Annotated in this window: 20 protein-coding genes; 11 read left to right on the top strand and 9 right to left on the bottom strand. The window is 60.8% G+C overall.

The genetic code is table 11. The features are described 5' to 3' along the window. Positions 1–16 precede the first annotated feature (16 nt). Genes AC1XDK_RS11910 through AC1XDK_RS11890 form a run of 5 tightly spaced genes read right to left on the bottom strand, consistent with a single transcriptional unit; the run spans position 17 to position 5,564 of the window. A complete protein-coding gene (locus AC1XDK_RS11910) occupies positions 17–1,162 on the bottom strand; it encodes an ABC transporter ATP-binding protein (protein WP_483350116.1) in 1,146 nt (381 codons plus the stop codon). A 36-nt stretch (positions 1,163–1,198) separates the two neighbouring features. Further along, positions 1,199–2,377 (bottom strand): ABC transporter ATP-binding protein, encoded by a 1,179-nt coding sequence (locus tag AC1XDK_RS11905; RefSeq protein ID WP_483350115.1) that lies wholly within the window; start codon positions 2,375–2,377, stop codon positions 1,199–1,201. 3 nt (positions 2,378–2,380) lie between these two features. Then, positions 2,381–3,280 (bottom strand): carbohydrate ABC transporter permease, encoded by a 900-nt coding sequence (locus AC1XDK_RS11900; protein ID WP_483350114.1) that lies wholly within the window; start codon positions 3,278–3,280, stop codon positions 2,381–2,383. Between the two features lie 3 nt (positions 3,281–3,283). Continuing rightward, complete coding sequence (locus tag AC1XDK_RS11895; RefSeq protein WP_483350113.1) at positions 3,284–4,189, bottom strand: carbohydrate ABC transporter permease; 906 nt, start codon at positions 4,187–4,189, stop codon at positions 3,284–3,286. A 40-nt stretch (positions 4,190–4,229) separates the two neighbouring features. Beyond that, a complete protein-coding gene (locus AC1XDK_RS11890) occupies positions 4,230–5,564 on the bottom strand; it encodes an ABC transporter substrate-binding protein (protein WP_483350112.1) in 1,335 nt (444 codons plus the stop codon). A gap of 161 nt (positions 5,565–5,725) precedes the next feature. On the opposite strand from AC1XDK_RS11890, the gene AC1XDK_RS11885 reads away from it, so the two are divergent. Together AC1XDK_RS11885 and AC1XDK_RS11880 are read left to right on the top strand one after the other, a co-directional pair. Continuing rightward, the gene (locus AC1XDK_RS11885; RefSeq protein ID WP_483350111.1) at positions 5,726–6,832 is read left to right on the top strand and encodes a TrmB family transcriptional regulator; all 1,107 of its coding nucleotides are present in this window, start codon (positions 5,726–5,728) and stop codon (positions 6,830–6,832) included. Beyond that, the gene (locus tag AC1XDK_RS11880) at positions 6,832–8,733 is read left to right on the top strand and encodes an MGH1-like glycoside hydrolase domain-containing protein (protein WP_483350110.1); all 1,902 of its coding nucleotides are present in this window, start codon (positions 6,832–6,834) and stop codon (positions 8,731–8,733) included. The genes AC1XDK_RS11885 and AC1XDK_RS11880 overlap by 1 nt, the downstream gene beginning before the upstream one ends. Here AC1XDK_RS11880 and AC1XDK_RS11875 read toward each other — a convergent pair whose 3' ends face one another. Beyond that, the gene (locus tag AC1XDK_RS11875; RefSeq protein WP_483350109.1) at positions 8,734–9,894 is read right to left on the bottom strand and encodes an MFS transporter; all 1,161 of its coding nucleotides are present in this window, start codon (positions 9,892–9,894) and stop codon (positions 8,734–8,736) included. A gap of 175 nt (positions 9,895–10,069) precedes the next feature. Between AC1XDK_RS11875 and AC1XDK_RS11870 the strand changes: the two genes are divergently transcribed. Next, positions 10,070–11,086: an alcohol dehydrogenase gene (locus AC1XDK_RS11870; protein WP_483350108.1), complete on the top strand. Its 1,017-nt coding sequence runs from the start codon at positions 10,070–10,072 to the stop codon at positions 11,084–11,086. A gap of 637 nt (positions 11,087–11,723) precedes the next feature. Here the strand turns inward: AC1XDK_RS11870 and AC1XDK_RS11865 are convergent. Beyond that, positions 11,724–12,773 carry an RNA-guided endonuclease InsQ/TnpB family protein gene (locus AC1XDK_RS11865; RefSeq protein WP_483350107.1) on the bottom strand — a complete coding sequence of 350 codons (1,050 nt, stop codon included), beginning with the start codon at positions 12,771–12,773 and terminating at the stop codon, positions 11,724–11,726. Between the two features lie 331 nt (positions 12,774–13,104). On the opposite strand from AC1XDK_RS11865, the gene AC1XDK_RS11860 reads away from it, so the two are divergent. The 3 genes from AC1XDK_RS11860 (at position 13,105) to AC1XDK_RS11850 (ending at position 14,648) form a co-directional block, all read left to right on the top strand. Beyond that, positions 13,105–13,971 (top strand): ParA family protein, encoded by an 867-nt coding sequence (locus AC1XDK_RS11860; protein WP_483350106.1) that lies wholly within the window; start codon positions 13,105–13,107, stop codon positions 13,969–13,971. Beyond that, positions 13,968–14,342, top strand: coding sequence for a DUF7970 domain-containing protein (locus tag AC1XDK_RS11855; RefSeq protein ID WP_483350105.1), 375 nt, complete (start codon positions 13,968–13,970; stop codon positions 14,340–14,342). The genes AC1XDK_RS11860 and AC1XDK_RS11855 overlap by 4 nt, the downstream gene beginning before the upstream one ends. Before the next feature lie 66 nt (positions 14,343–14,408). Then, positions 14,409–14,648 carry a hypothetical protein gene (locus AC1XDK_RS11850; RefSeq protein ID WP_483350104.1) on the top strand — a complete coding sequence of 80 codons (240 nt, stop codon included), beginning with the start codon at positions 14,409–14,411 and terminating at the stop codon, positions 14,646–14,648. Positions 14,649–14,730: 82 nt separating this feature from the next. On the opposite strand, the gene lonB is transcribed toward AC1XDK_RS11850, so the two are convergent. Beyond that, entirely contained in the window at positions 14,731–16,812 is a 2,082-nt protein-coding gene (lonB, locus tag AC1XDK_RS11845) for an ATP-dependent protease LonB (RefSeq protein ID WP_483350103.1), read from the bottom strand. A 151-nt stretch (positions 16,813–16,963) separates the two neighbouring features. Between lonB and AC1XDK_RS11840 the strand changes: the two genes are divergently transcribed. The 5 genes from AC1XDK_RS11840 to AC1XDK_RS11820 all read left to right on the top strand — a co-directional run bounded on the left by AC1XDK_RS11840 (position 16,964) and on the right by AC1XDK_RS11820 (position 21,382). Beyond that, entirely contained in the window at positions 16,964–17,074 is a 111-nt protein-coding gene (locus AC1XDK_RS11840; protein ID WP_483350251.1) for a hypothetical protein, read from the top strand. A gap of 15 nt (positions 17,075–17,089) precedes the next feature. Next, complete coding sequence (locus AC1XDK_RS11835; protein ID WP_483350102.1) at positions 17,090–17,464, top strand: hypothetical protein; 375 nt, start codon at positions 17,090–17,092, stop codon at positions 17,462–17,464. Positions 17,465–17,514: 50 nt separating this feature from the next. Then, positions 17,515–18,963 carry an RtcB family protein gene (locus tag AC1XDK_RS11830; RefSeq protein WP_483350101.1) on the top strand — a complete coding sequence of 483 codons (1,449 nt, stop codon included), beginning with the start codon at positions 17,515–17,517 and terminating at the stop codon, positions 18,961–18,963. A gap of 585 nt (positions 18,964–19,548) precedes the next feature. Next, positions 19,549–19,929, top strand: a complete 381-nt coding sequence (locus AC1XDK_RS11825; RefSeq protein WP_483350100.1) for a winged helix-turn-helix domain-containing protein — start codon at positions 19,549–19,551, stop codon at positions 19,927–19,929. Between the two features lie 247 nt (positions 19,930–20,176). After that, a complete protein-coding gene (locus AC1XDK_RS11820; protein ID WP_483350099.1) occupies positions 20,177–21,382 on the top strand; it encodes a Kelch repeat-containing protein in 1,206 nt (401 codons plus the stop codon). 144 nt (positions 21,383–21,526) lie between these two features. Here the strand turns inward: AC1XDK_RS11820 and AC1XDK_RS11815 are convergent, their stop codons facing one another. Beyond that, the gene (locus tag AC1XDK_RS11815; RefSeq protein WP_483350098.1) at positions 21,527–22,423 is read right to left on the bottom strand and encodes an alpha/beta fold hydrolase; all 897 of its coding nucleotides are present in this window, start codon (positions 22,421–22,423) and stop codon (positions 21,527–21,529) included. Positions 22,424–22,605: the final 182 nt, after the last annotated feature.

Raw genomic sequence — 22,605 nt, 5'->3', positions numbered from 1 at the left:
TTGTTGGGAAGCGCGGTCAGTTGGAGATAGAGGGTCGATGTTTCCGCTCGTCGGAAAGCCCCCGTGTTTTGCGTGCGATGCCGGTGTCCGAGTCGAAGAGGAACACGTCCCGTGGGGAAACCGTCACACCGAGCGTCTCGCCCGGGTCCGGATAGGTGTCGGACGGGACGCGCGCCATCACGTCCTGGTTTGCAACCGAGAGATGGATGAAATTATCATTCCCTTGGTACTCCGAGACGGTGACGGTCGCGGTGAACGTCCCCTCGGCGGAGTCGTCGAACAGTCGAACGTCCTCGGGTCGGAGTCCGAGCGTCACGGTGTCCCCGTCCGTCAGGGAAACCGCGTCGGACGGAACCGTCGCGAGCGTCGTCCCGTCGTGGCGGAACGCAAGTTCGTTCTCGTCCCCGTGGACCGTCGTCTCGAAGGTGTTCATCGAGGGACTGCCGAGGAACGTGGCGACGAACTCGTTTTCCGGGTGGTCGTAGGCCACTTCCGGCGGTGCGACCTGCTGGAGTTCGCCGTCGTTCATCACGGCGATGCGGTCGGCCATCGTCATCGCTTCCGTCTGGTCGTGGGTGACGTAGACGGCCGTGACGCCGAGGTCCGTCTGGAGCTGCTGGAGTTCCGTCCGCATCCGCGCTCGGAGCTTCGCGTCCAAATTGGACAGCGGTTCGTCCAACAGGAACACGTCCGGGTCGCGGACGATGGCCCGGCCGAGCGCGACGCGCTGTTTCTGCCCGCCGCTCATCTCGTCGGGGTTGTCGTCCAACAGTTCGGTGATGTCGAGGAGTTCGGCGATTTCGTCCACCTTGCGGTTGCGCTCGGCCTTGCTCAGGTCGGTCGAGTGTTTCAACCCGTAGGCCATGTTCTCGCGCGCATTCATCTTGGTGTAGAGCGCGTAGCTCTGGAACACCATCGCGATGGAACGTTCGCTCGGCGCGAGGTGTTGCACCTCGCGGTCGCCGATAGTGATGGTCCCGTCGGTCACGGTTTCGAGTCCGGCGAGCATCCGGAGTGTCGTGGATTTCCCACACCCGGACGGCCCGACGAGGACCAGAAACTCGCCGTCATCGATGTCGATATCGAGCGAATCGACCGCGACTTCGCGGCCCTGTGCGTCGTCGTATATCTTCGTGAGGTCGTTCAGTTCAAGCGTCGCCATCCGTCTCACCTCCGTTGTCGTACTCGGCAGTTCGGTTCATCGAATCGCCTCCCCCGTCGCGTCGAACGCGTGGAGTTCCGTCCGGTCGAACGCCGCCTCGACGTTCGCACCGGGGGAGATGCCCTCCGGAAGCGCCCGAATCCGAGCGATGAAGGTGTCGTCACCGCTCGCGAGTTCGAGTTCGTAAGCGTTGCCGAGCGGTTCGATGACCTGCACGGAACAGGTCATGGCGTTCGTCAGGTTCTCCGAATCCGGTCGGGAGACGTTCGCCACGTCCTCGCCGAGCGTTTCGAGCAAATGCACGTCCTCGGGCCGAACGCCGAGCGTTTCGGTATCGTCGGGAAGCCCCGCGTCGAGCGAGAGGGCGTCGCCGTTCGGCAGGAGCGCGACGCCGTCGTCGACGACCACGTCGAAGAAGTTCATCGGTGGGTTGCCGATGAAACCGGCGACGAACTCGTTGGTCGGCGTCTTGTAAATCTCCTCGGGCGTTCCGACCTGTCGCAGTTCACCGTCGTTCATCACGGCGATTCGGTCGGCGACGCTCATCGCCTCTTCCTGGTCGTGGGTGACGTAGACGGTGGTCGTTCCCAGTTCCTGCTGGAGTTCACGAATCTCGAAGCGCGTTCGAACCCGGAGTTGCGCGTCCAAGTTCGACAGCGGTTCGTCCATCAGGAACGCCTTCGGTTCACGGATGATGGTGCGGCCCACTGCGACGCGCTGTCGCTGGCCGCCCGACAGTTGGCCGGGTTTCTTTTCGAGGAGGTCCTCGATTTCGAGGAGTTCAGCCGTGTGCTCGACCTTCGCGTCGCGTTCCTCGTCCGTGACGTCCATCTTCCCGAGCGGGAATTCGAGGTTGCCGCGGACGGTCTTGTGCGGGTAGAGCGCGTAGCTTTGGAACACCATCGAGAGGCCGCGCTCCTGCGGGAGCGTTCGCGTGACCTCCTCGTCGCCGATGTCGATGCGTCCGCCGGTCGGCGTTTCGAGTCCGGCTATCATCCGGAGCGTGGTCGATTTCCCACACCCGGACGGGCCGAGGAGGACCAAGAACTCGCCCGGTTCGATGTCGAGCGAGAGGCCCTCGACGGCTAACACGTCCCCGTAGGACTTTTCGATGTCCGAGAGCGTGATACCGGCCTGCTTCGTCTCGACCGCAGACCGGTTCGTTTCCGTACTGGACGCCGACTCGGCGTCGATTTCGGTGGCTTCAGAGGACATGGATTAGCCCTCCACCGAGCCGAAGGTGAGGCCTTCGACCATGTATTTTTCGAGGTACACGAACATGATGATTATCGGGATGCTCGTCAGCAGCGATGCGGCCATTATCTGTCCCCACACCTGGTGGAACCCGGACGAGAGCGCGTCCAAACCGATGGGAAGCGTGAACGTCGACTGGGTCCGGAGGAAGATGCTGGCGAAGAGGTACTCGTTCCACGCGATCATGTACGTGTAGATGAACACGGCCACGATGGCGGGTGCCGACAGCGGGAGCGTGATGCGGAAGATGACTTCCAACCGCGAATAGCCGTCCATCATCGCCGCCTCCTCGATTTCCGGCGGGACGCTCCGGAAGTAGTTCCCGAGCATGTACAGCGACACCGGAAGCGTCTGGACGAGGTACGTGACGACCAGACTGCCGAGGTTGTCCACGAGTCCCATCCAGACGATGATTTTGAACAGCGGGACGACCAGCAGAATGCCCGAGAACATGTACACGAGCAGGACGCCGCGCGAGAACAGCCCCCGTCCGGGGTAGTTCAAGCGGGCGAAACTGTACGCGCCGAACGTCGCGACGACGACGGACATTCCCGCGGTTATCACCGAGATGATGAGGCTGTTTTTGAAGTAGGTGACGAACGGGAACGTCTCGGGGCTGAAAACGCTCTGGTAGTGTTTCAGCGTCAGGTCCTGTGGCACGAACGACGGCGGGAGCGAGTAAATCGCGCTCTCCGGCATGAAACTCGTGACGACCATCCAGTAGAACGGGAGGAGCGAGACGAACAGCGTCAGCGCTATCGCCCCGTAGAACACGACCCGTTCCCACAGGCTGGTTTCGATGCGACTTCGCCCGAAGGCGTTACCGAAGCCCTCGGATACCGTAGCGAGTATCGTTTGTATCATGTGTTACCACTCCAGAATCCAGCTGACGTACACGAGGACGAACACCATCAGCGCGACGAACAGCACCATCGCGATGGCAGCCGCCTGCCCGTGGTTGTAGTTCGCGAACGCCGTCTGGTAGGCGTACAGTGACAGGGTGTTCACCTTCTTGGTCAGCAGCCAGATGTCGGCGAACTTGTTGAAGTTCCAAATCCAGCGAAGCAGGAAGACGGTGGCGAGGACGTACTTCAACTCGGCGAGGGTGATATCCTTGAACCGGGCGATGTAGCCAGCGCCGTCTATCTTCGCCGCCTCGTACATGTCGCTCGGAATCGCTTGCAGTCGAGCGATTATCATCAGGAACGCGAACGGGAAGTAGCGCCACGCGTCGAAGGCGATGACCGTCCAGAGTGCGGTTTTCGCGTTGTTCAGCAGGTCGATGTCCCCGCCGTAGATGCCAAGGACATTGCTGAAGAAGTACGGAACCATGCCGTACAGCGGGTCCAACAGCCACTGCCAGACGTAGGCCACCGCGATGAGCGGGGCGACGTACGGCAACAACATGAGACCGCGAACGAGGCGACGGCCGCGGAACTTTCGGTTGAACAGGATTGCGACGCCGAGGCCGCCGACGGTCGCGAGCACGTCACTGAGGAGCGTGAATATGACCGTCGTTTTGAGCGCCGCCCAGAACTCACCGCTCGAAAGGAGGGTTCGGTAGTGTTCGAGACCGACCCACGTCGGGGAAGCGTCGGGCGACAGGGGGACGTTGGTAAAGCTCAGGTAAACGTTGTAAAGGACGGGATACACGATGACCGCGGCGACCAACAACAGCGCCGGTGCGATGAGCAGGTAGCCGAGGATGGCCTCCTTCTGCTCGACGGTGTAATCGCCGTCCAACGACAGCTTCGTACGATTTGCTAAACTCATGAGTGAAATGGGGTCATGGTCGGTTTCGAGCGAGCGCCGATTACTCCTTGACGGCGTCGCGCATCTTCTTCGCCTGCTCCTTGGCGACGGTGTCGGCGCTCTCGCCGTCGGTCACGCGGGAGATGGCCTCGGCGATGAGGAACTTGTTCGTGATGTTTCCGAGTTCGGGGAACGCCTTGCCGTCGACGTAGCCGAAGCGCTCGATGTTCTCGAAGGCGGCCGACACGTCCTCGACCGTCGAGCCCCACGCTTTCAGCGTCTCATTGTCTTTGAACTCGTCGCTGCTCGCAGTTTTCTTGAGGACGGGGTTCATTCCGCCGGGGGCCATGTGGAGCCATTCGACGTACTTGTCATTCATCATGTACTCACACAGCGTTTTTCCGGATTCGAGCTGGCCCTTCGAGGCCGACTCGAAAAGGTTGAGACCGACGATTTGACCGAACGAACTCTTCCGTTTGTGTTCGACGTACGGGGCGAAGCCGGTGTCTTTCACCATCTTCTCGCCCTTGTCCACGAGGTCGCCCATGATGAACGTCGAGTACTGGATGACGTGTGACTGCTCGTTGAGGTACGTGTTGTTTGCAGTCTTCCACGTGTCCTTACCCGGCGGCGTGTATTTCGAGAGTTTGCCGTAGAAATCGAGCGCCTCTATCATCTCCTTGCTGTCGAAGACGATGTTGCCCTCCTTATCGAACACGCGTGCGCCGTTCGAGCGGGCAAAGGGCGTGAAGCACTGGCGGGCGAACGCCGTCTTCTTCGTGCCGACGACGATACCGTATTGGTTCTTATCTGGCTTGTGGAGCGTCTTCGCCGCCTTCAGCATGGCGTCCCACGTCGTCGGCTGTTTCAGGTTATTCTTTTCCAAGACGCTCTTTCGGAACCACATCCCCTCGACCCACCCGTACATCGGAATCGCATAATGGCCACCGTCGGGCGCTTTCGTGAGGTCGAGTGCGCCTTTGTAGAACTTGTCTTTACCGACAGAGCTGATGACGTCGTCGGCCGCTTTCGTCGAGAGGAGACCACCGCTGCCGAGCTTTTGCATCGGCGAGAGGCCGAACTCCGCGACGGTCGGGAGCGTGTCGGATGCGCGGGCCGACGAAATCCGGGTCGGCAGGTCGTCTTCCTTGACCGCGTTCATCGTGACCTTCGCTTCGTGGCTCGATTCGAACGAGTCGAGGATGCCGTTGATGACCTTCTTGCGGTCGTTCTCCACGTTGCTCGTCCAGAAAGTGATGTCCTTGGATTTACTGTCGTCACCACTACCGCCAAGACTGCCGAGACAACCGGCGAGAGCCGTTACGCCGGCCGCTCCGCCGAGTGATTTCAGCACCGTACGCCGCGTTTTTTCCCCGTGTTTGTGGTCTCCTGTCATAGGAACTCTGTCCTACTCAACCATGAAGAATAAGACATATATAAATCTTGCTCATAGGTTTGATACAGGAGTGAATATGAGAATTTGTATGGTCGGCACGAGGGACAATTCCGAGATTCGGTTAGAAGATTCAACTTGGTAGGATGGTAAGGGATACACAGATGGACACCGACGAACTTCGCAACGGACTCCGAGAGACGGGGCTGTCGACGTACCAAATCGACGCGTACGTCACCCTCCTCTCCCTCGGGAGCGCGTCCGCGACATCGCTCGCGGAGCAGGCGGACGTTCCGCGGTCGCGGATTTACGACGTACTCCGGGATTTGGAGGAGGGCGGCTACGTGGAGACGTACAAACAGGACGCACTGCGTGCGCGGGCCAGCGAACCGACGAACGTGCTCCAGAACCTCCAATCGCGGGCAGAAACCCTCACGAACACGGCCACCGAGATTCGAAATCGGTGGCAGCAGGCCGGCGTCGGCGGCCACAGAATCAGCGTCCTCAAGCGGGTCGAGACGGTCATCGAACGGGCCGAGGAAGCGATACAGGACGCCACCAATCAGGTGCAACTGTCGGTGACGCCCGAACAGTACGAGGCGCTCGCCCCCGCCCTCGAAACCTGCCATGAGAACGATGTCTTCGTCTCCGTGTCGCTCAACACGAGTCACGAACAACCGACTGACCTCCCGACCGAGGAGGAATTGGACAGCGTCGTCACGGAAGCGCGCCACCGCCACCTTCCCGCGCCGTTCCTCGCCCTCGTGGACCGGAAGATAACCTGCTTTGCACCGCACACCGACCCGGTGGAGCAGTACGGCGCGGTGTTCGAAGACGAGACGCTCTCGTACGTCTTTCACTGGTATTTCGAGGCCGCGCTCTGGGAATCGTGGCCCATCGTCCACACGAGCCACAGCGAGACGCTCCCCGCCGAATACGTGAACATTCGGCGCTGCATTCGGGACATCGCGCCGCTCCTCAAGGAGGATGCGACCATCACCGCCACGGCCAGAGGTCGAGAGCGGGGAAAACGAAACGTCGTGGCGCTCACCGGGGAAATCACGGACGTGTTGTATGCCAACGGAGACCTTCGGGACGCGACACAGACACCCTCGCTCTCCTCGCTCGCGGGGCAGGCGACCATCGTCATCGGGACGGACGATGGCGAATACGGCATCGGTGGCTGGGGTGCCGTCCTCGAAGACATGGAGGCTGACCGAATCATCATCGAAACAGTGAGTTACCCCAACGACGAGGAGGCGGACGCCTGATGCTACCCGACGACTGTGCGCTCGCCGTGGATTCCGGCCGACAGGTCATCGTGGACTCGCGTGGGAACGTTACCCCCGAAACGCCCGAAACCGGCGTGTACGAATCCGACCATCGCTACCTATCCTCTCTCGAAATCGAGGTCGGAGACGGAGACGAGTGGGCCGTCCTCGGCCGCGAGTCCCGCGACCGCGGCGTGACGACGACTCTCGCCAGTCCGACCGTCGGAACCGGCCGTGGCGAGCAGCGACTGTGGATGCTCGGCAAACGCCTCGAACTGACGGAGACGGGCGTCACCGCCACGGTTCGACTCACGAACAACACTCGAACCACACGGGAAATCGGAATCACGTTCGACCTCACACCGGATTTCGGCCACATCTTCGAGATTCCGGCGTTCTTCTCGCCACGGAAAAACCAAGACAGACTGATAACGGTGGAAGAGCACGCGACCGGTTGTACGTTCGTGGGAACCCTCGCGGACGGAACGGAACGACGAGTGAAAGTCGGGTCGGAGTCCGCTCTCGAAGCGACTGTCGGCGACGAGTCGGCGACGTTTTCGGCCACCGTGACGGTTCCCCCCGCATCGACGCGCACGGTCGAACTCGACGTCGACCTCCCGGACGGACGGCGGGAGACGCCCGAAATCGAGGTAAACGTCGATTACCCGCAGTACGAGCGACTCGTAGAACGCGCCGCGAGAACGCTTGGCGCGCTAATGCTCCCGTGTGGCGTCCCGGCGGCGGGCGCGCCGCGATTCCTCGCGCCGTTCGGACGGGACTCGATAGTCGTTAGTTATCAACTCCTACCGTTCGATTCGAGCGTCGCGGAGCGAACGCTCCGGTTTTTAGCCGACGAGCAGGGAACGGAAACCGACGACGCGACGCTCGAAGCGCCCGGCCGCATCATGCACGAGAAACGGCACGGCGACCTTCCGGCCATCGGCGATAGCGTCCGGACACCCTACTACGGAACGGTCGACGCGACGCCGCTGTTCGCCGCGCTGTTCTCGGACACGGTGACGGAAACCGACGACGATTCGCTGTTCGATTCGGTGTACCCCCACGCCAAGGCGGCCGTCGAGTGGACCCTGGACGAACTGGACGATGAGGGACTCCTCTTCTACGAACCGCACGACCACCCGCTTGGACTCACCCATCTCGGATGGAAGGACAGCGCCGAGGCGCTCTCGCATCCCGACGGAACGCCCGCACAGGGGTCAATTGCACTCGCGGAGGTCCAAGGGTACGCCTTCCGCGCGCTGACGCGGTTCGCGCCGCTCGCCGAGCGTCGGGACGATTCGGCGCTCGCGAGAGCATGCGACGACGCCGCGAAAACGCTCGCAGCGACGTTCGAGGAGCGACTGTGGCTTCCCGAGGAAAAATGTTACGCGCTGGGAATGGACGACCGAGGCGTCATCCCGAGCGTCGCGTCGAATCAGGGGCACGCGATTTGGGGCGGATTAGGGAGCGACGAGCGAGTCGCGCAGGTCGCGGAGCGACTGACGAGCGACGACATGCTCACGTCGGCGGGGCTTCGAACGTTCGCGGCGTCGCACGATTCGTTCGACCCGCTCTCGTACCATCGCGGGAGCGTCTGGCCGCACGACACGAGCATCGCCGCGATGGGGTTCGCGGAACGCGGGCACCGCGAAGCCGCCGAATCGCTCGCCGTATCGGGGCTTACGGCACTGTCCGACACGGTTCGGGCGGACTTCCCGGACCGCCTTGGCTTCCCGGAACTCATGGTCGGCTTCGACGGGGACCTGTCGGTGGGGACGGTTCGCCATCCGGACGCGTGTATTCCGGCGGCGTGGAGTGCTGGGAGCGTGTTCGGCTTTCTGCAGGGTGTAGCGGAGTCGAATCGGGAAGCGGCGGATGCGATAGCCGAATTGGTCAGGTAGTCACGCCGAGCGACGAACGACGACGAGGAGTACCGCCGCGACGCAGGTCAACCCGGCCAACAGTTCCCACCCGGTTCCATACCCCGACCGTTCGACCACCAGGCCGAAGACGGGTGGTGCGACGAGTCCGCCGACGTTGATGGCGGTCTGTCCGCCCGCCGTCGCGGCCCCGATGTCGTCGCCATCAACGAGGTTGCTCAGACAGGAGTAGAACACACCGGTCGAACCGTAAATCGAGAGGCCGAGTCCGGCGAACACGACGAGTGCGAGGGGGAACGACGAGATACCAACCGCGAGCGCGGCGAACAGGACGACGCCGCCCGCGATTTGCACGAGGGCAACGGTCGCTGAGCCGCGGGCACCGCCGAGTCTGTCGGCGGCGGTTCCGGCACCGATGCGGGCGGCGCTTCCCATGACTTGCGTGAGCGCCAACACGATACCGCCGACGGCGGTCGTTTTGCCGAGTCCGTCCACGACGTAGAGTACGATGTAGCCAAGCATGGCGAAGATGGACGCACCGAGGAAGAACCCAGCGGCGGCGAGCAACAGATACGGCCCGTTCGACCGGAGTTCGGAGAAGTCCGGCCGCGACATCCGTCCGTCGCCGGACGACCCGCCATAGACGGTGGCGAACCCGAGCGCGTAGCCGCCCGCGAGGACCGCGATGACCCAGAAGCCGAGTTGCCACGCCGCGATGGCCGCAACGCCGGTGATGACGAGCGAGGCGACCCCGCTCCCGGCCGTGACGCCGACCTGTTTCAGTCCCATGGCGAGGTTCTGTCGTCCGTCCGGTGCGCTGGCGATAATGCCTCGATTCGATGCGGGCATCGCAGACGAGTAGGCTGCGCCCAACACGACACCCGCGACGAGCAGCCACGCGTAGGAAGTGGCGACGGAAACGCCGACGGTGGCGACGGCGAGGCCCGCCAATCCCACGACCATCACGCGTTTTTCGCCGTACCCGTCCACGGCTGCACCGCTCGGAAAAAGCGCGAGCGTGTAGCCGAACAGCGCCGCCGTCAGGAAAAAGCCGACGCTCGATGCCGACAGGGAGAAGGCGTCGCGGACGATGCCTGTCGCGGCGAAGATACTGTAATAGCAGAGGCTTGCCGCGGTTTGCCACCCGGTAACCGTCGCAACCGACCGCCAGTTTTTCGACACGAAAGTAGATTCCTCGTCGAAAACCACTCGCGGCGGGGCGGTAAATTTGACGACAGCGGTCAACGTTGTACTGTTCTTCCGACGCGGCAACCGACGGAAAATCGGCGGAGATTTCCGGTTTCCGATGCGGTTGGCATTTCCACTTATGCGTCTCGAAACCGTGAACCGAGGTGATATGCCAGAGACGATGCGAGCGGTCGAAGTGGACGAACCGGGAGGGGAGTTCGAACTCGTGGAACGCGACGTTCCTGAACCGAGTGCCACCGAGGTTCGCGTCGAAGTGGAAGCCTGCGGCGTCTGTCACAGCGACGCCTATGCGAAGGAGGGTGGCTATCCCGGCCTCTCCTATCCGCGGATTCCCGGCCACGAAATCGTCGGCCGCGTCGATGCGGTCGGCGAGGACGTGGAGCTGTGGGAGGAGGGCGACCGTGTGGGTGCCGGTTGGCACGCGGGTCACTGTTTCACCTGTGAGGCCTGTCGCCGCGGCGAGTTCCAGCAGTGTGAGAACGCGGACATCCACGGCGTGACGGTGGACGGCGGGTACGCCGAATACGCAGCGGTCAACGCCGAGGCGCTTGCGGACGTCCCCGACGAACTCGACGCGACGGACGCCGCGCCGCTCCTCTGTGCGGGAATCACGACGTACAACGCGCTCCGACACACCGACGCCCGACCGGGCGATGTGGTCGCGATACAGGGTATCGGTGGCTTGGGACACCTCGGCGTACAGTACGCCCGACAGGCCGGGTTCGAGACGGTCGCCATCTCGCGCGGCACCGACAAGGAGGAGTACGCACGCGAGTTGGGTGCCGACCATTTCATCGACGCCGAAGCGGACGACCCGGCGGAGAAACTGCAGGAATTGGGCGGTGCAAAGGTGGTCCTCGCAACCGCACCCAACGCCGATGCGATTTCGTCGGTCATCCCCGGCCTCGGCACGGACGGGAAAGTCGTCGTCGTCGGCGTTCCCGGTGAACCTATCGAAGTTGCCGGGGCTGACCTCGTCGGCAGTCGCGGCGCGGTGCGAGGATGGGCCTCCGGCCATGCCCGCGAGTCACAGGACACCTTGGAGTTCAGCGCTCTCCGGGACATCACGCCCGAAGTGGAGACGTTCGACCTCGCCGACGCCGCCGACGCCTACGAGCGAATGATGGAAAACGACGTCCGGTTCCGCGCCGTGTTGGAACCCTGAGCCGGGTCCATTTTACAGACGGGCCGACCTGAGGACCTTCGATTCGATAGTTCTCGACGTGCGTGCGAACACGATAGCCGGAATTGCGAATGAAACAACCATCTGGGAAGACCACCCCATATCATTGTTCAAGAGCACTGTTTAGAACCGCCATATAGTAATACTGATTAGAAACACTGACTGGAAACACTGTTTGGAGATTCTGAACGGGAAATCAAACGGTCGGGTCATACGAACATATTGAGCAGTGAGACACGGGTCGAGTGAGGAGGACGACGAGCCGAATAGCTGGAAAGTGATGAAGCGAAACTGGTCGAAAAGCGTCCGAAACACCTAGAATCCAAGAATAAGAAGGCAAGACTCCCAAGACATATTAGATGGGAACACTGGCCATTGACATCCTCCCCGCGCTAAAGCGCGAGGATTCCTCGAAGAGGATATTGAGGTTGCGCGTTTCCTCGGTTCGCAAGGACGCTTTCGCGTGGAACGTCAACGGTAGCCACCGAATTATGACCGACGGTGTGCATTACAGCGCGTGGAGCCGTGTCAAAGCGGCCTTCCTCCCCATCAACTATGGGCGTCGATGACGGCTGGCTGTTCAACCAGCAAGGGAGCACGGTTCGCCTCACCCGAAGTGTTAGGCCGTGCATGGTTCTCCCTCTCGTTTCCCGATGTTCGCCGCTGCGTTCAAATCAGCGTGGCGTTCGTAGCCACACGACGAACAGCTGAAATGGTCTCGGTTCCGCGAGCCGCGTTCACCACATGAAGAACAGTTCTGGCTGGTGTAGGCCGGGTCAACCGTTTCTACGCGGATACCTGCCTGTTCAGCCTTGTAGGTGATGAACGTCTGAAGCTGATGGAAGTGCCACGAATGGACACCTGACCATCCGGTACGGTCGCGGATTCCTTCGAGCGTTTCAATCCGAATCACTGGATTTTCGAATTGGTCGGCAAAGGCGATGAGCCGACGTGAGAGGGTATGATTGAGGTCGCGGATACGGCGGTGTTCTTTGTTACCAACGTGGTTGCGAGCACGAAGTGCTCCCACTTCTGACAGCGAATCACGAAGGGAACGATATTTCCGCCTCACATATCGCGCCTCTTTCCCCGAGACCAGCATTGATTCATCCGTCCCAAGGGCGTGAACGGCGAGAATGTGCCGCTCGCCAATATCAACGCCTATCGGCGTTTCACCGTCAGGAACGGTATCGTATTCGACGGTGAACGAGCAGAACCAGTTGTCACCACGGCGGTAAACCTGTAGACGAGATTTCTTCGCTTCGCCGTCGAGAATCCGCTCGACGGGTTCTTGAATCTCGTCATGGACACAAATCGGCGTATGCCACCACTGCGAAATGCAGGGAAAGCCGACGACAACCGAGCCGTTATCGGTCGTTTCGAGTGTCCAGTTCTGGTTGTTCGTGGCGAACGGCTGGGCGGCAGTGTAGTCCATCCATCCGTCACGCTTATACTCGGCTTTTGCTTCCCGAATAGCTTGGTTCTGAACTGCCGAGTACAATCCGTTATCAATGCTGGCGGTGGTCACGCTCATGCCGAGTTCGCCGGAGTCCCATCCGTTGATCAACTGTTGTTTGGTGTCGCGGTAGACAAGCATGGCGTCTTGCCATTCTTGCCGCCGTGACCGAGTTGGTTGATGGAATTTCGCGGTTACTGTCACCGTGACCATTACATGTGTAATAGAGTTGCATGCCTTAAACCTAACCGATATCGGCTATGCTATCGGCGGTGGGTTGTGTAGTCGATTGTCGGATTCATCCCCGCCCTAAAGGGCGAGGCTTTCTCCTCGAATCTACGTAATACTGATAGAGGAGATCGTTCGAGAGTACTATTCAGTAATGAAGTTGAGAGAGTATCGAAAGAACACCTGCTCAACAGCACTGAGTAGACACAACTTCCAGAACCACTGATCAACATTGTTTCTCAGCATTACTGACCAGTAATACTGTATGGTGCGTCTGACTAGTATTTTTATGGGTTGCTTACGATGGGATTCGTGTATGATTCCGTATACGGTTTGGTCGGAGGCGGGAGGAGTCGGGAAGACGACCTTCTCCGTGAACCTCGCGGCCGCACACGCCCGTCGGGGACAACGGGTACTCGTCATCGACATGGATCCACAAGAAGGTGGACTAACACACCACTTCGGCGCGGACGAGTATCGCTCGGACGCGAGCGTGGACAACATCGTCCGGCACATGGTCGAACGGCCGAACGGCGAGTTCGACGACCTCATCGTGAACGTCGGTGAGAACTTGGACCTCGTTCCGGGGCACAACATGCTTGGGTCGCTCGAACAGAATCTCACGCGTGCGGCCGAGATGGAACAGTCGATGCACGACGCGAACTACCGCTGGCCAAAGGAGAAACAACTTCGCCGCGTGCTCGCCGACGCGGACGTTCCGTCGGCCTACGACGTACTCATCATCGATCCCCCGGCGACGGTCGGGCAACACATCTACAACTCGATTTACGCGACGTCGAACCTCCTCATCCCGGCGGAACTCAGCGCGAAAGGCGAGCAGAGCGTCGAGGGGCTTCGGGACGTAGTGAACAACATCGAGGAAACGCTCGGCGACATCGAAGTCGGAATCTTGGGAGTCGTCCCGAACAAGGTCAGCGGGACGAACGTCCAGCGGTCGGTACTCGATGCACTCGAGCAACAGGACCTTCCCGTCGCACCCGTCTCGATACGCGAACGCGGGTCCATGCTCGGCGAGGCATGGCAGAACCAAGTGAGCATCTTCGAACTAGCAGAAAAAGACGAGTTCCGCTTGCGGGAGTACGAGAAAACCACGCTCGAAAAGTTCGATGAGCTGGCGGCATTCATCTCTGAGCAGTTCACCACACAGGAGACGGTAGCATGAAAACCGGCGCATCCGACCCATTTGGCGACGACGAAACGGAGGTAGAAGAGACGAAAGTGGCCGACGAGGAGGGTATGACTGAAGATACTTCCGAGTCAGAAACACCAAGCAGTAACACCGTTCAGTTTGAACGGTCAGACTTACCGTTAATACTCCGTCGTGACACCGTCAAGGACGAACGAGAGAGCGTCCATCAACTGTTCGTGCAGGACACAACTGACGGCCGGGCTAAGGACGCGGAGCGAGAGTTGGAGTCGCTCATCGGCGACGACGTCTACCGGCTCGACGCCCGGGAGGCCATCTATCTCGCGGGCATGCGGAACCTCGACACCGCGGCGGACATCCTCCGTGAGTGGGGCTACGACCTCTAACGCGAACACATTGATACGCTCAGATAGCCACAAAGAGAATATACGTCCGAAATGAACAAAACAGACATGGCAACGCTCAGTGACGAAGACGAAGGGAAGTTCCTGATGGACGCGGAGGGCGAACAACTCGGAATCGTGACCGAGGTGAAGGACAACACAGCCTACGTCGACCCCGACCCCAGTCTCGGTGAAGCGTGGTTGGAGGCGTTCGGATGGGGAAGCATCGATGACGATGACCTGAGCGTTCCCGGGGAGGTCATCGACACCGTGACCGACAAGGAGCTCCGCGTCGAAGCGGACCTCTGAGAGCGGGATTTCGGTCGTAGAATCAGCAGTTCGGGTTTTTTGTAGCGGTCGAGTAAAACAGCAAATAGCTCGTGAAACGGCGTTAGGTACTCGGGTTCGCCGATCCGGGGTCGACGGACGGTTCGAGCGCCGTCCCGGTGATGTCCCGAACCTTGGCGGTGAGCCGTTCGATTTTGGACTCTCCGACGAGCGCGACTTCGAGGACTTCGCTGATGTGCGAGACGGGGATGATTTCGACCATCTCCTCGTACTCTTCTTCTATCATCACGTCCTGCTCGTTGGCTTTCGGGATGATGACCGTCTCGATGCCGGCCTTCGCGGCGGCTTCGATTTTGTGCGTGACGCCACCGACCGGGAGCACGTCGCCGCGGACCGACAGGGAGCCGGTCATGGCGATGCTCTGGTCGATGGGGACGTCTTCGAGCGCGCTGATGACTCCCGTCGCCATGGTCACGGACGCCGAATCACCTTCGACGCCGCTGTAGGTTTGGACGTACTGGATGTGGATGTCCTTTCCTTCGATGTCCTCGTCGCTGAACTTCTTGATGATAGCGCTGACGTTCTGAACCGCCTCCTCGGCTATCTCCTGTAGTTTCCCGGTAGCGATGACCTCACCTGGCCCCTGCGACGGCGCAATCTCGGTCATGATGGGGAGAACGCGGCCGCTGTCCTCGCCCATGACCGCCAGACCGTTCACGCGACCAACCACGTCACCACTGGTGACAGTGAGATCGTAGTCCTTCCGGCGCTCGATGTGCTGGTCGGCTATCTGCTGTTCGATGGAGCGTGAGCGCTGTTTCGCCTGCAATACGTGGTCACGCGTGGTGAATTCAGCGTCCTCAGCACGGGCGATGTCGCCTGCAACGCGCACCAGTCCACCGAGGTCACGCAGTTTCAGCGTGAGGTGGTCCTTGCGCATCGCACGGCGCTGTGCCTCGTGAACGATCTCTTCGATACCAGTACGGGTGAAATGCGGGAGGTTCCCGTCCTTTTCGACCTCTTGGGTGACGAAACGCGCGTACTTGCGGCGCATCTTCGGCGTGTCATCGATAGTGTCGTTCATGTAAACTTCGTACCCGTATCCCTTGATACGCGAACGGAGCGCCGGGTGCATGTGCTCCATGGCATCGAGGTTCCCCGCCGCGACCAGAACGAAGTCGGTTGGGACGGGTTCGGTATGGACCATTGCGCCCGAAGAGCGCTCGGATTGGCCAGTGATGGAGAACTCGCCCTCCTGAATCGCCGTCATCAGCTTCTGCTGACTGCGAACGTCGAGGGTGTTGATTTCGTCCACGAACAACACGCCTTTGTTGGCCCTGTGGATGGCACCGGGTTCCACGCGGTCGTGGCTCGGTGTCTCCATCCCGCCGGACTGGAACGGGTCGTGGCGCACGTCACCGAGCATAGCCCCCGCGTGAGCTCCGGTCGCATCCTCGAACGGGGCGGTGGCCGTCTCGGAGTTATCCACCAACAGCTTCGGAATCACGCCGTCGGTTCCTCGTGAGTTGTAGTTGAACAGGAGGTAGATGAGCGCGATCGCGATGATACCAAACAGCGGCTCGCCCGCGAGGAAGATGGAGTATCCGGCGACGATGGCAATGACCGTCCACATCAGGAACTTACGCATTCGACCGCGTTTTCGAAGCTCCTCCCTGTGGGCGTCGATTATCTGCCTGCCTTTTCCGGCGGGAACGGTTCGGACCAACGGCTCGTTTCCGTCGTCGGGGTTGTGATAGACGAGGACGTCCTGTAACTCCTCTTTCGGAAGCAACTGACTCATCGCCTTGGCCAGCATCGACTTCCCGGTTCCGGGCGTCCCAATCATCATCACGTGGCGGCGTTGTGTTGCCGCTTTTACCACGGTGTCTCGTGCCGCATCTTGGCCGATGACGTGGTCGACCAGTCGATCGGGAATCGGAATTTCCTCGCTCGTCTCGACGTCGAGTCCGCCGAGAAGGTCGTCGTCCGTTTCGGGGTCGAAGTCGTCGGCGATCAGTGCATCGTCGACGTTTTTGCCGAGGGTGTCACCGTCCGTCACGGAGGCAGGTGTGTCATCAGGGCGGGGCTGAGAATCTCCATGGTCGTCAGGGTCGGACTCCTCGCCGTCGGGATCGGGCATCGTCTCCGACGGGGAAGGGTCGTCAGTATCGTTTGAGTGCCTCATACTACAATATCGTTGATATAATATCCGTAACGACGACAGATATACTTTCTGAAAGAAATGGTATTTCGTTGATTATTTTGGGTCCGAACCTTCGAACACGAGCGCGTTGCTTGAAACGGTTCCGCGACCCGACCCGCACCACAGGAGCGAGGTGGTCGAGTTGACCGGCGACGTCCCGGACCCCGCCTCACCGCCGTCGGGATGTCGCTTCCATACTCGATGTTCGAAGGTCATTCCGCCGGCGGAGTGGTCGCTCTCGTAATCGACGTGGAACGCGGTGTTTTCGCTGCGCGTCGCGCTCAGGGACGACGAACTCGGCCTCGAATCCGTCCGCGAGCGCGTGGCGAGTGGAACCGACGGGGAAGAATCAGTTTCACGGGCGGACCTCCGGTCGGAAATCCGTCGGGAGTACGGTATTCCCCGGCCGCTCGACGAAAGGGAGGTCGAAGAAGTCGTTTCGAACGCCATCCAAACCGCAATCGACGGGAGAGTCTCCCACGCGACGAACCTGCTCGCCGAACGGTTTCCGATGGTGTGCGAGCGGGAACACCCGGAACGACGGGGTGTGGACGGACGGGCCGTCGCATGTCATCTATATGACAGCGATAAGGACGTGACCGACCCCGATTTCGAGCCGGAAGGGACGTGGTGACACACCTCAGCTACCTTGATGGCGTTGCGACGTTTCGAATCGGATAGAGAATGCCTATCGAGTTGAACGGGTCACGGACGACCGCCCGCGTGATGGTCGAGGACGAACGCCTCGTCGAATCGGGCTGTTTAGCCCAAATTCAGGAGCTCATTGACCACCCGGCGTTCACCGAACCGGTTCGGATAATGCCGGACACCCACTGGGGCGCGGGTGCGCCCATCGGGTTCACGATGCCGCTCCCGAACCGCGTGGTGCCGAACATCGTCGGTGTGGACGTCGGCTGTGGGATGTGCGCCACGAACCTCGGCGACGACCTTCCACTCTCCGATGCGGAGCGCGAACGCCGCGTCCGCGACACCATTCCGATGGGCCGCGAGGTTCACGACTACGACGATGCGCCGCACCTGGTTAACGAATTTCCTTTCGAGCGGGCGAACGAAGTGTTCGATGGATTCGACGCCGCCTATCGGGAGCGATTCGGCCAGGACATCGATCCCATCTCATTCGACTTCGACGGCTACGACAAGGCGTACTTCAAATCGCTCTGTGAGCGCGTCCTTGCCGGACAGCGGCAGGGGATGGGCTACGTCATCAAGAGCGCCGGGACCCTCGGTGGCGGCAACCACTTCGTGGAGTTCGCACGCGGTCAGGAGTCGGGTGACTACTGGCTCGTCATCCACAGCGGGTCGCGCTACCTCGGCAAGGCCGTCGCCGAACACTGGCAGGGACGCGCCTCGAATTACCGTGCGGCCGAGCAGATACGGGACGCGATTCCGGACGGCTACGGGAAGTTCCTCAAGTTCGACCCCGAAACGGAGGGCGACGGCGAGATTTTCACGTGGGTCACAGGCGGCATGGGCGAATCGCACATCCGAGCGGAACGCGTCCGGGAGGCCTTCGATGGCGGCGACATCGAGGACGCCTTCGATACGCTCTCGGGGTCGAACCTCCGCCCCGACGAAGAGCGAAACGACGACCTCGACTGGTTGGACGGCCGGGAAGCACACGGCTACTACGTAGACATGCTGTTCGCCCAGCAGTACGCTCGCTGGAACCGCGAACTGATGAGCGACGCAATCTGTGACGCTCTCGGCGTCGAACCGGTTGAGCGCTTCCAATCGACGCACAACTACATCGACTTCCGTGACATGACGATTCGGAAGGGCGCGACGCCTGCCCGCGAGGGCCAGCGACTCGTCGTCCCGTTCAACATGGCCGACGGATCTGTCATTGCCCGTGGAAAGGGCAACGAGGAGTACCACTCGACCGCCCCGCACGGCGCTGGCCGGACGATGAGTCGCGGCGACGCCTTCGACACGATTTCGATGGACGAGTTCGACGAGGCGATGGACGGAATCTACTCCGAATCGGTGGTCGAATCGGTACGCGACGAAGCCCCGATGGCGTACAAACCGTCCGACGCGATTCGGGAGGCCATCGAACCGACCGCCGATGTGGAGGAGCGGTTGGACGTGGTCCACAACCTCAAGGCGAAGTAACGGCGATACGCGAGAACACGAGTTCGTACCTCGGGTTTCGTGTGTAAGTATTGCTTTCCGATATTTCGCTACGAGCTAGGTTCGGTCATTCCGGGATTACAGTTACAAAGACGACCTCGAAAGTCCTCGGACGTTCACGGCCCCTTTTAGCCCCTCCATCCACCGCACCATTGGTGTACCTTCGCGCGCCGTACGGTTAGTCGGTAGCGCATAGCCCGTCCGTGGCCGATGGCGCGCGCTGACGGGACGGTTTGGCCAGCGGTCGGCCAAACCGTCCCGGAAGATTCGTGCGAGGGATGACGGAGAGAGCGCCAGTGACCGGAGGAATCGGCTGGGAGGGATGTGGTGCAGTGCGGTCGCTGTTGGGATGGCTTAGAGACCTCTGCAGACCAATAGTCACCGCTTGGTCGCGCTTGATTATGCCTACCGCTCGACCTCCACTTGAAGACCGAGGTATGCGCTATTGGTCAATATCAAATAGCTACCGACAGCGGAATCGACGGCCACAGATGACATTCAAAAGCAAAGAAAAAGTTCAGTGTAGTCGGTAGGCTGATGTATCCCACCGTCCTACGTTCATCCGCCATGGCCGCAGAATCGACACCGACCCCGGACGGCGAACGGGACATCGAAGGATACGTGGACCAACGGCTGTTCGACGGCAGTTTCGGCACCCTCGCCGACCACGTCGCACGGAAAGCGGCCCTCGGCGACGCGCGGCGCTACTCCATGCTCTTTCTCCTCTACGAGCGCAAAGAACTCTCGCGCAAAGCGCTCGCGGACGCCATCGACGACCCGAGTTTCGACCTCACCCACCACATGGGACAACTGATAGACGCAGGTCTCGTCGTCCGAACCGGTGCCCCGGAGGGTGCCGACGGCCGACAAACATTCTACAAAATCTCGCACTTAGGTCGGCAGGAAATCGAAGCGGACTACGAAAACGTCACTGGACACGCCACATAGCGGCCATCATTAACGAGCGAGCCATCCGGCGCGGACAGGACTGGCACCCGAAACGAAATCTGCGATAGTTCTTGCAGTTCGCCGTCATCGACCGTTCGTTCGTCGTCGGGGGTTTCTGGAGGTTACACGAAGATATCGTCGATGTTCAAAAATTAAATCAACGTGTTCCGCTAGTTTCAGCATTAATTTCAACGAGAGACGGTTAGAAATCGAAAGCATCAATGTACGCCATACGGTGTATATTCCGATGCATTCCAGACGCCGTTTCCTGCAAACGGTGGGGGCGGGGGCCGTCGTCGGGATAGCGGGCTGTAATACCGCACGACGAGACGCACCGAAGACGAAAACGAAAACCACCACGACCGAGACGACCACGACCGCTACGACAGAGGAAGAGACCACAACAGCGACCACGGACCGATCGAAGCGCCTCGGTTGGTCAACCGCCGCGCCGCTCCCGACGCCACAGAGCGACGTCGGGAGCGGCGTCATCGACGGCACACTGTACGCGTTCGGTGGTATCGAATCGGACCAGGGGCTCGCCGCAGTCGCACGGACGTACGCCTTCGACCCAACGACGGAGGAGTGGACCCGCGAAGCGGACCTTCCACGGGCGCTGTGGGGTAACGCCGGGGTCGCCACCGCGGACGCTCTCTTCAGTTTCGGCGGCGCGCCCGCCGACAGCCCGTACGAAACCGGCGAACCACCGTCGGACGAGATATTCGTGTTCCGACCCGGCGACGGGTGGGAGAACCTGACCGAAACGATGGACTGTCGCTGTCCGTACCGAAACTTCGGGATGCGCGGGGTGTACAATCCCGAAGACGGCCTCATCTACTGCGTCTCCGGCGGAACGGACGTGAGCACGCGCGATACCGCCACGAACCACGGTGCGCCGTACGGGAGCGTGGGTGCCTACGACGAGTACCGCGTTTGGACGTTCGACCCCGAGCGCTTCCGGGTCGTGGACGACGAGTTTACACGATTGCCGGAGGCGAAGCGATGGTCGTCCATCGCGCTGGTTACCGACGACAACGGACCCGAGATTTACGCCATCGGTGGCTGGCGCGGAAACAGCGGGCCGACGGACTCGAACGTCCGAATCGACCCGCACACTGGCGAGGTGACGACGATGCGGCGGACGCCGCTCCCGGGCATGTACTCGGCGAACACGAACCCGGTCATCGACGGGCAGGTGTTCCTCTCGCACGGTCTCTTCACGCGGGGAGGGTACACGATGGACAGCTATCGGGTGTTCTGCCACCGCTACGACCCCGTGAACGACGAATTTCATACGGACCTTCCGAAGGCGTCACACATCCGAGTGGGCGCTGCGGACGGCGTAATCGACGGCGTCCTCCACGTCGTCGGCGGTCACATCAAGCCGTTTCAGGGCGACAAGGGACACGACGCCGTGACCTACCACGAACGGTTTCGGCCGGACATGGAGTAAATCAACCGTACGTCGCTATATCTTCGGCCCGGAGATGCGGCGGTCACAGTTCGAAGGGGGGACTCCGCGCGTTTCGGAGCCTGGTCCAATTCTTCCGGATTGTTACCAACACGGTCGAAAATCCTCGTTACAGTGGAGGGAACGTCAAGAGAGGTGCTGAAGTAGCGCATTGGTTACTTCCTCGCGCTCGTCGTGCTGCACCCAATGGGAAGCGCCAGGGAACATCCGTAGTCGACCGTTCTCACAGTGATCGACGCTTTTTTCGGCCATCGAGGGGAGGAGTGCGATGTCGTCTTCCCCCCAACATATCAGCGTCGGATGAGTAACGGTGTTGCATGATGGGCGTTCCGAGCGGCGGAACCCACGATACCAGTTTACCCGTGGACCGACGCCGGTGTGACGCCACGCCGCCAGGTAGCGGTCGATAGTTTCTTCGTCGAACGTATCGGGATTCGACGTTATTTCGAGGGAGTCGACCATGTTGGCCATATCGTTCCGACTCAGCGCCCATTCGGGTAGCTTCGGTAACTGATAAAACCACACGTACCAGCTCCGGACGATCTGTCGTGGGCTAGCTCGCACGGTATCCCGATATACCGTTGGATGTGGGACGTTCAAGATTCCGAGACGGTCGACCATCGATGGCTCACGGAGTGCCACGTTCCAGGCGACGAACCCGCCGAAGTCGTGTCCGACGACGTGGGCCGATTCCCGTCCTTCGCTGTGAATCAATTCACGAACGTCCGCCGATAGTTCCGATTGCCGATAGGCATCGATTCCGTCGGGAGCCTCGCTCAGATTGCAGCCCCGCTGGTCGGGGACGACCACACGGAAGCCGACTTCGGCGAGCGAAATCATCTGCGAGCGCCAGCCGTACCAGAAGTCGGGATGCCCGTGCAGCAAGACGACCAGCGGGGCGTCGGGGTCGCCCGCGGCCACGACGTGTAGTTGGACGCCGTTGACGTCGCGATAGGTGGATTCGACGCCGTGACCGGCGAGTAACGATGCATCGGTGGTGAGGTGTGTCTTCGTGCTCATCATCGGTATTGGCTTGGAACGACGACCGGAGTCGGGAGTTGTGCCACGTACGTGGAACTGTAAGTTCGAGTGTAATTTGACGACGTAGTCGAATATCGTTACTGCCGCAGCCGAAGGGTTACTTTTAAACTCCTCGACCCGCACCGAATCGCGTCACCCGAGATAGGTCGAAACGAATCAGTGTC

Source organism: Haladaptatus sp. HS23 (assembly GCF_056892285.1).
The sequence above is the reverse complement of the archived record's forward strand: the minus strand, read 5'-3'. Positions and strand labels throughout refer to the sequence as shown.

Bases quoted from the DNA above. Each gene is read 5' to 3' on its own strand.
- AC1XDK_RS11900 (WP_483350114.1), bottom strand. From the start codon at position 3,280: ATGATACAAACGATACTCGCTACGGTATCCGAGGGCTTCGGTAACGCC.
- AC1XDK_RS11870 (WP_483350108.1), top strand. From the start codon at position 10,070: ATGCCAGAGACGATGCGAGCGGTCGAAGTGGACGAACCGGGAGGGGAG.
- AC1XDK_RS11850 (WP_483350104.1), top strand. From the start codon at position 14,409: ATGGCAACGCTCAGTGACGAAGACGAAGGGAAGTTCCTGATGGACGCG.
- AC1XDK_RS11905 (WP_483350115.1), bottom strand. From the start codon at position 2,377: ATGTCCTCTGAAGCCACCGAAATCGACGCCGAGTCGGCGTCCAGTACG.
- AC1XDK_RS11910 (WP_483350116.1), bottom strand. From the start codon at position 1,162: ATGGCGACGCTTGAACTGAACGACCTCACGAAGATATACGACGACGCA.
- AC1XDK_RS11880 (WP_483350110.1), top strand. From the start codon at position 6,832: ATGCTACCCGACGACTGTGCGCTCGCCGTGGATTCCGGCCGACAGGTC.
- AC1XDK_RS11830 (WP_483350101.1), top strand. From the start codon at position 17,515: ATGCCTATCGAGTTGAACGGGTCACGGACGACCGCCCGCGTGATGGTC.
- AC1XDK_RS11825 (WP_483350100.1), top strand. From the start codon at position 19,549: ATGGCCGCAGAATCGACACCGACCCCGGACGGCGAACGGGACATCGAA.
- AC1XDK_RS11890 (WP_483350112.1), bottom strand. From the start codon at position 5,564: ATGACAGGAGACCACAAACACGGGGAAAAAACGCGGCGTACGGTGCTG.
- lonB (WP_483350103.1), bottom strand. From the start codon at position 16,812: ATGAGGCACTCAAACGATACTGACGACCCTTCCCCGTCGGAGACGATG.
- AC1XDK_RS11820 (WP_483350099.1), top strand. From the start codon at position 20,177: ATGCATTCCAGACGCCGTTTCCTGCAAACGGTGGGGGCGGGGGCCGTC.
- AC1XDK_RS11855 (WP_483350105.1), top strand. From the start codon at position 13,968: ATGAAAACCGGCGCATCCGACCCATTTGGCGACGACGAAACGGAGGTA.
- AC1XDK_RS11860 (WP_483350106.1), top strand. From the start codon at position 13,105: ATGATTCCGTATACGGTTTGGTCGGAGGCGGGAGGAGTCGGGAAGACG.
- AC1XDK_RS11885 (WP_483350111.1), top strand. From the start codon at position 5,726: ATGGACACCGACGAACTTCGCAACGGACTCCGAGAGACGGGGCTGTCG.
- AC1XDK_RS11895 (WP_483350113.1), bottom strand. From the start codon at position 4,189: ATGAGTTTAGCAAATCGTACGAAGCTGTCGTTGGACGGCGATTACACC.
- AC1XDK_RS11865 (WP_483350107.1), bottom strand. From the start codon at position 12,773: ATGGTCACGGTGACAGTAACCGCGAAATTCCATCAACCAACTCGGTCA.
- AC1XDK_RS11815 (WP_483350098.1), bottom strand. From the start codon at position 22,423: ATGATGAGCACGAAGACACACCTCACCACCGATGCATCGTTACTCGCC.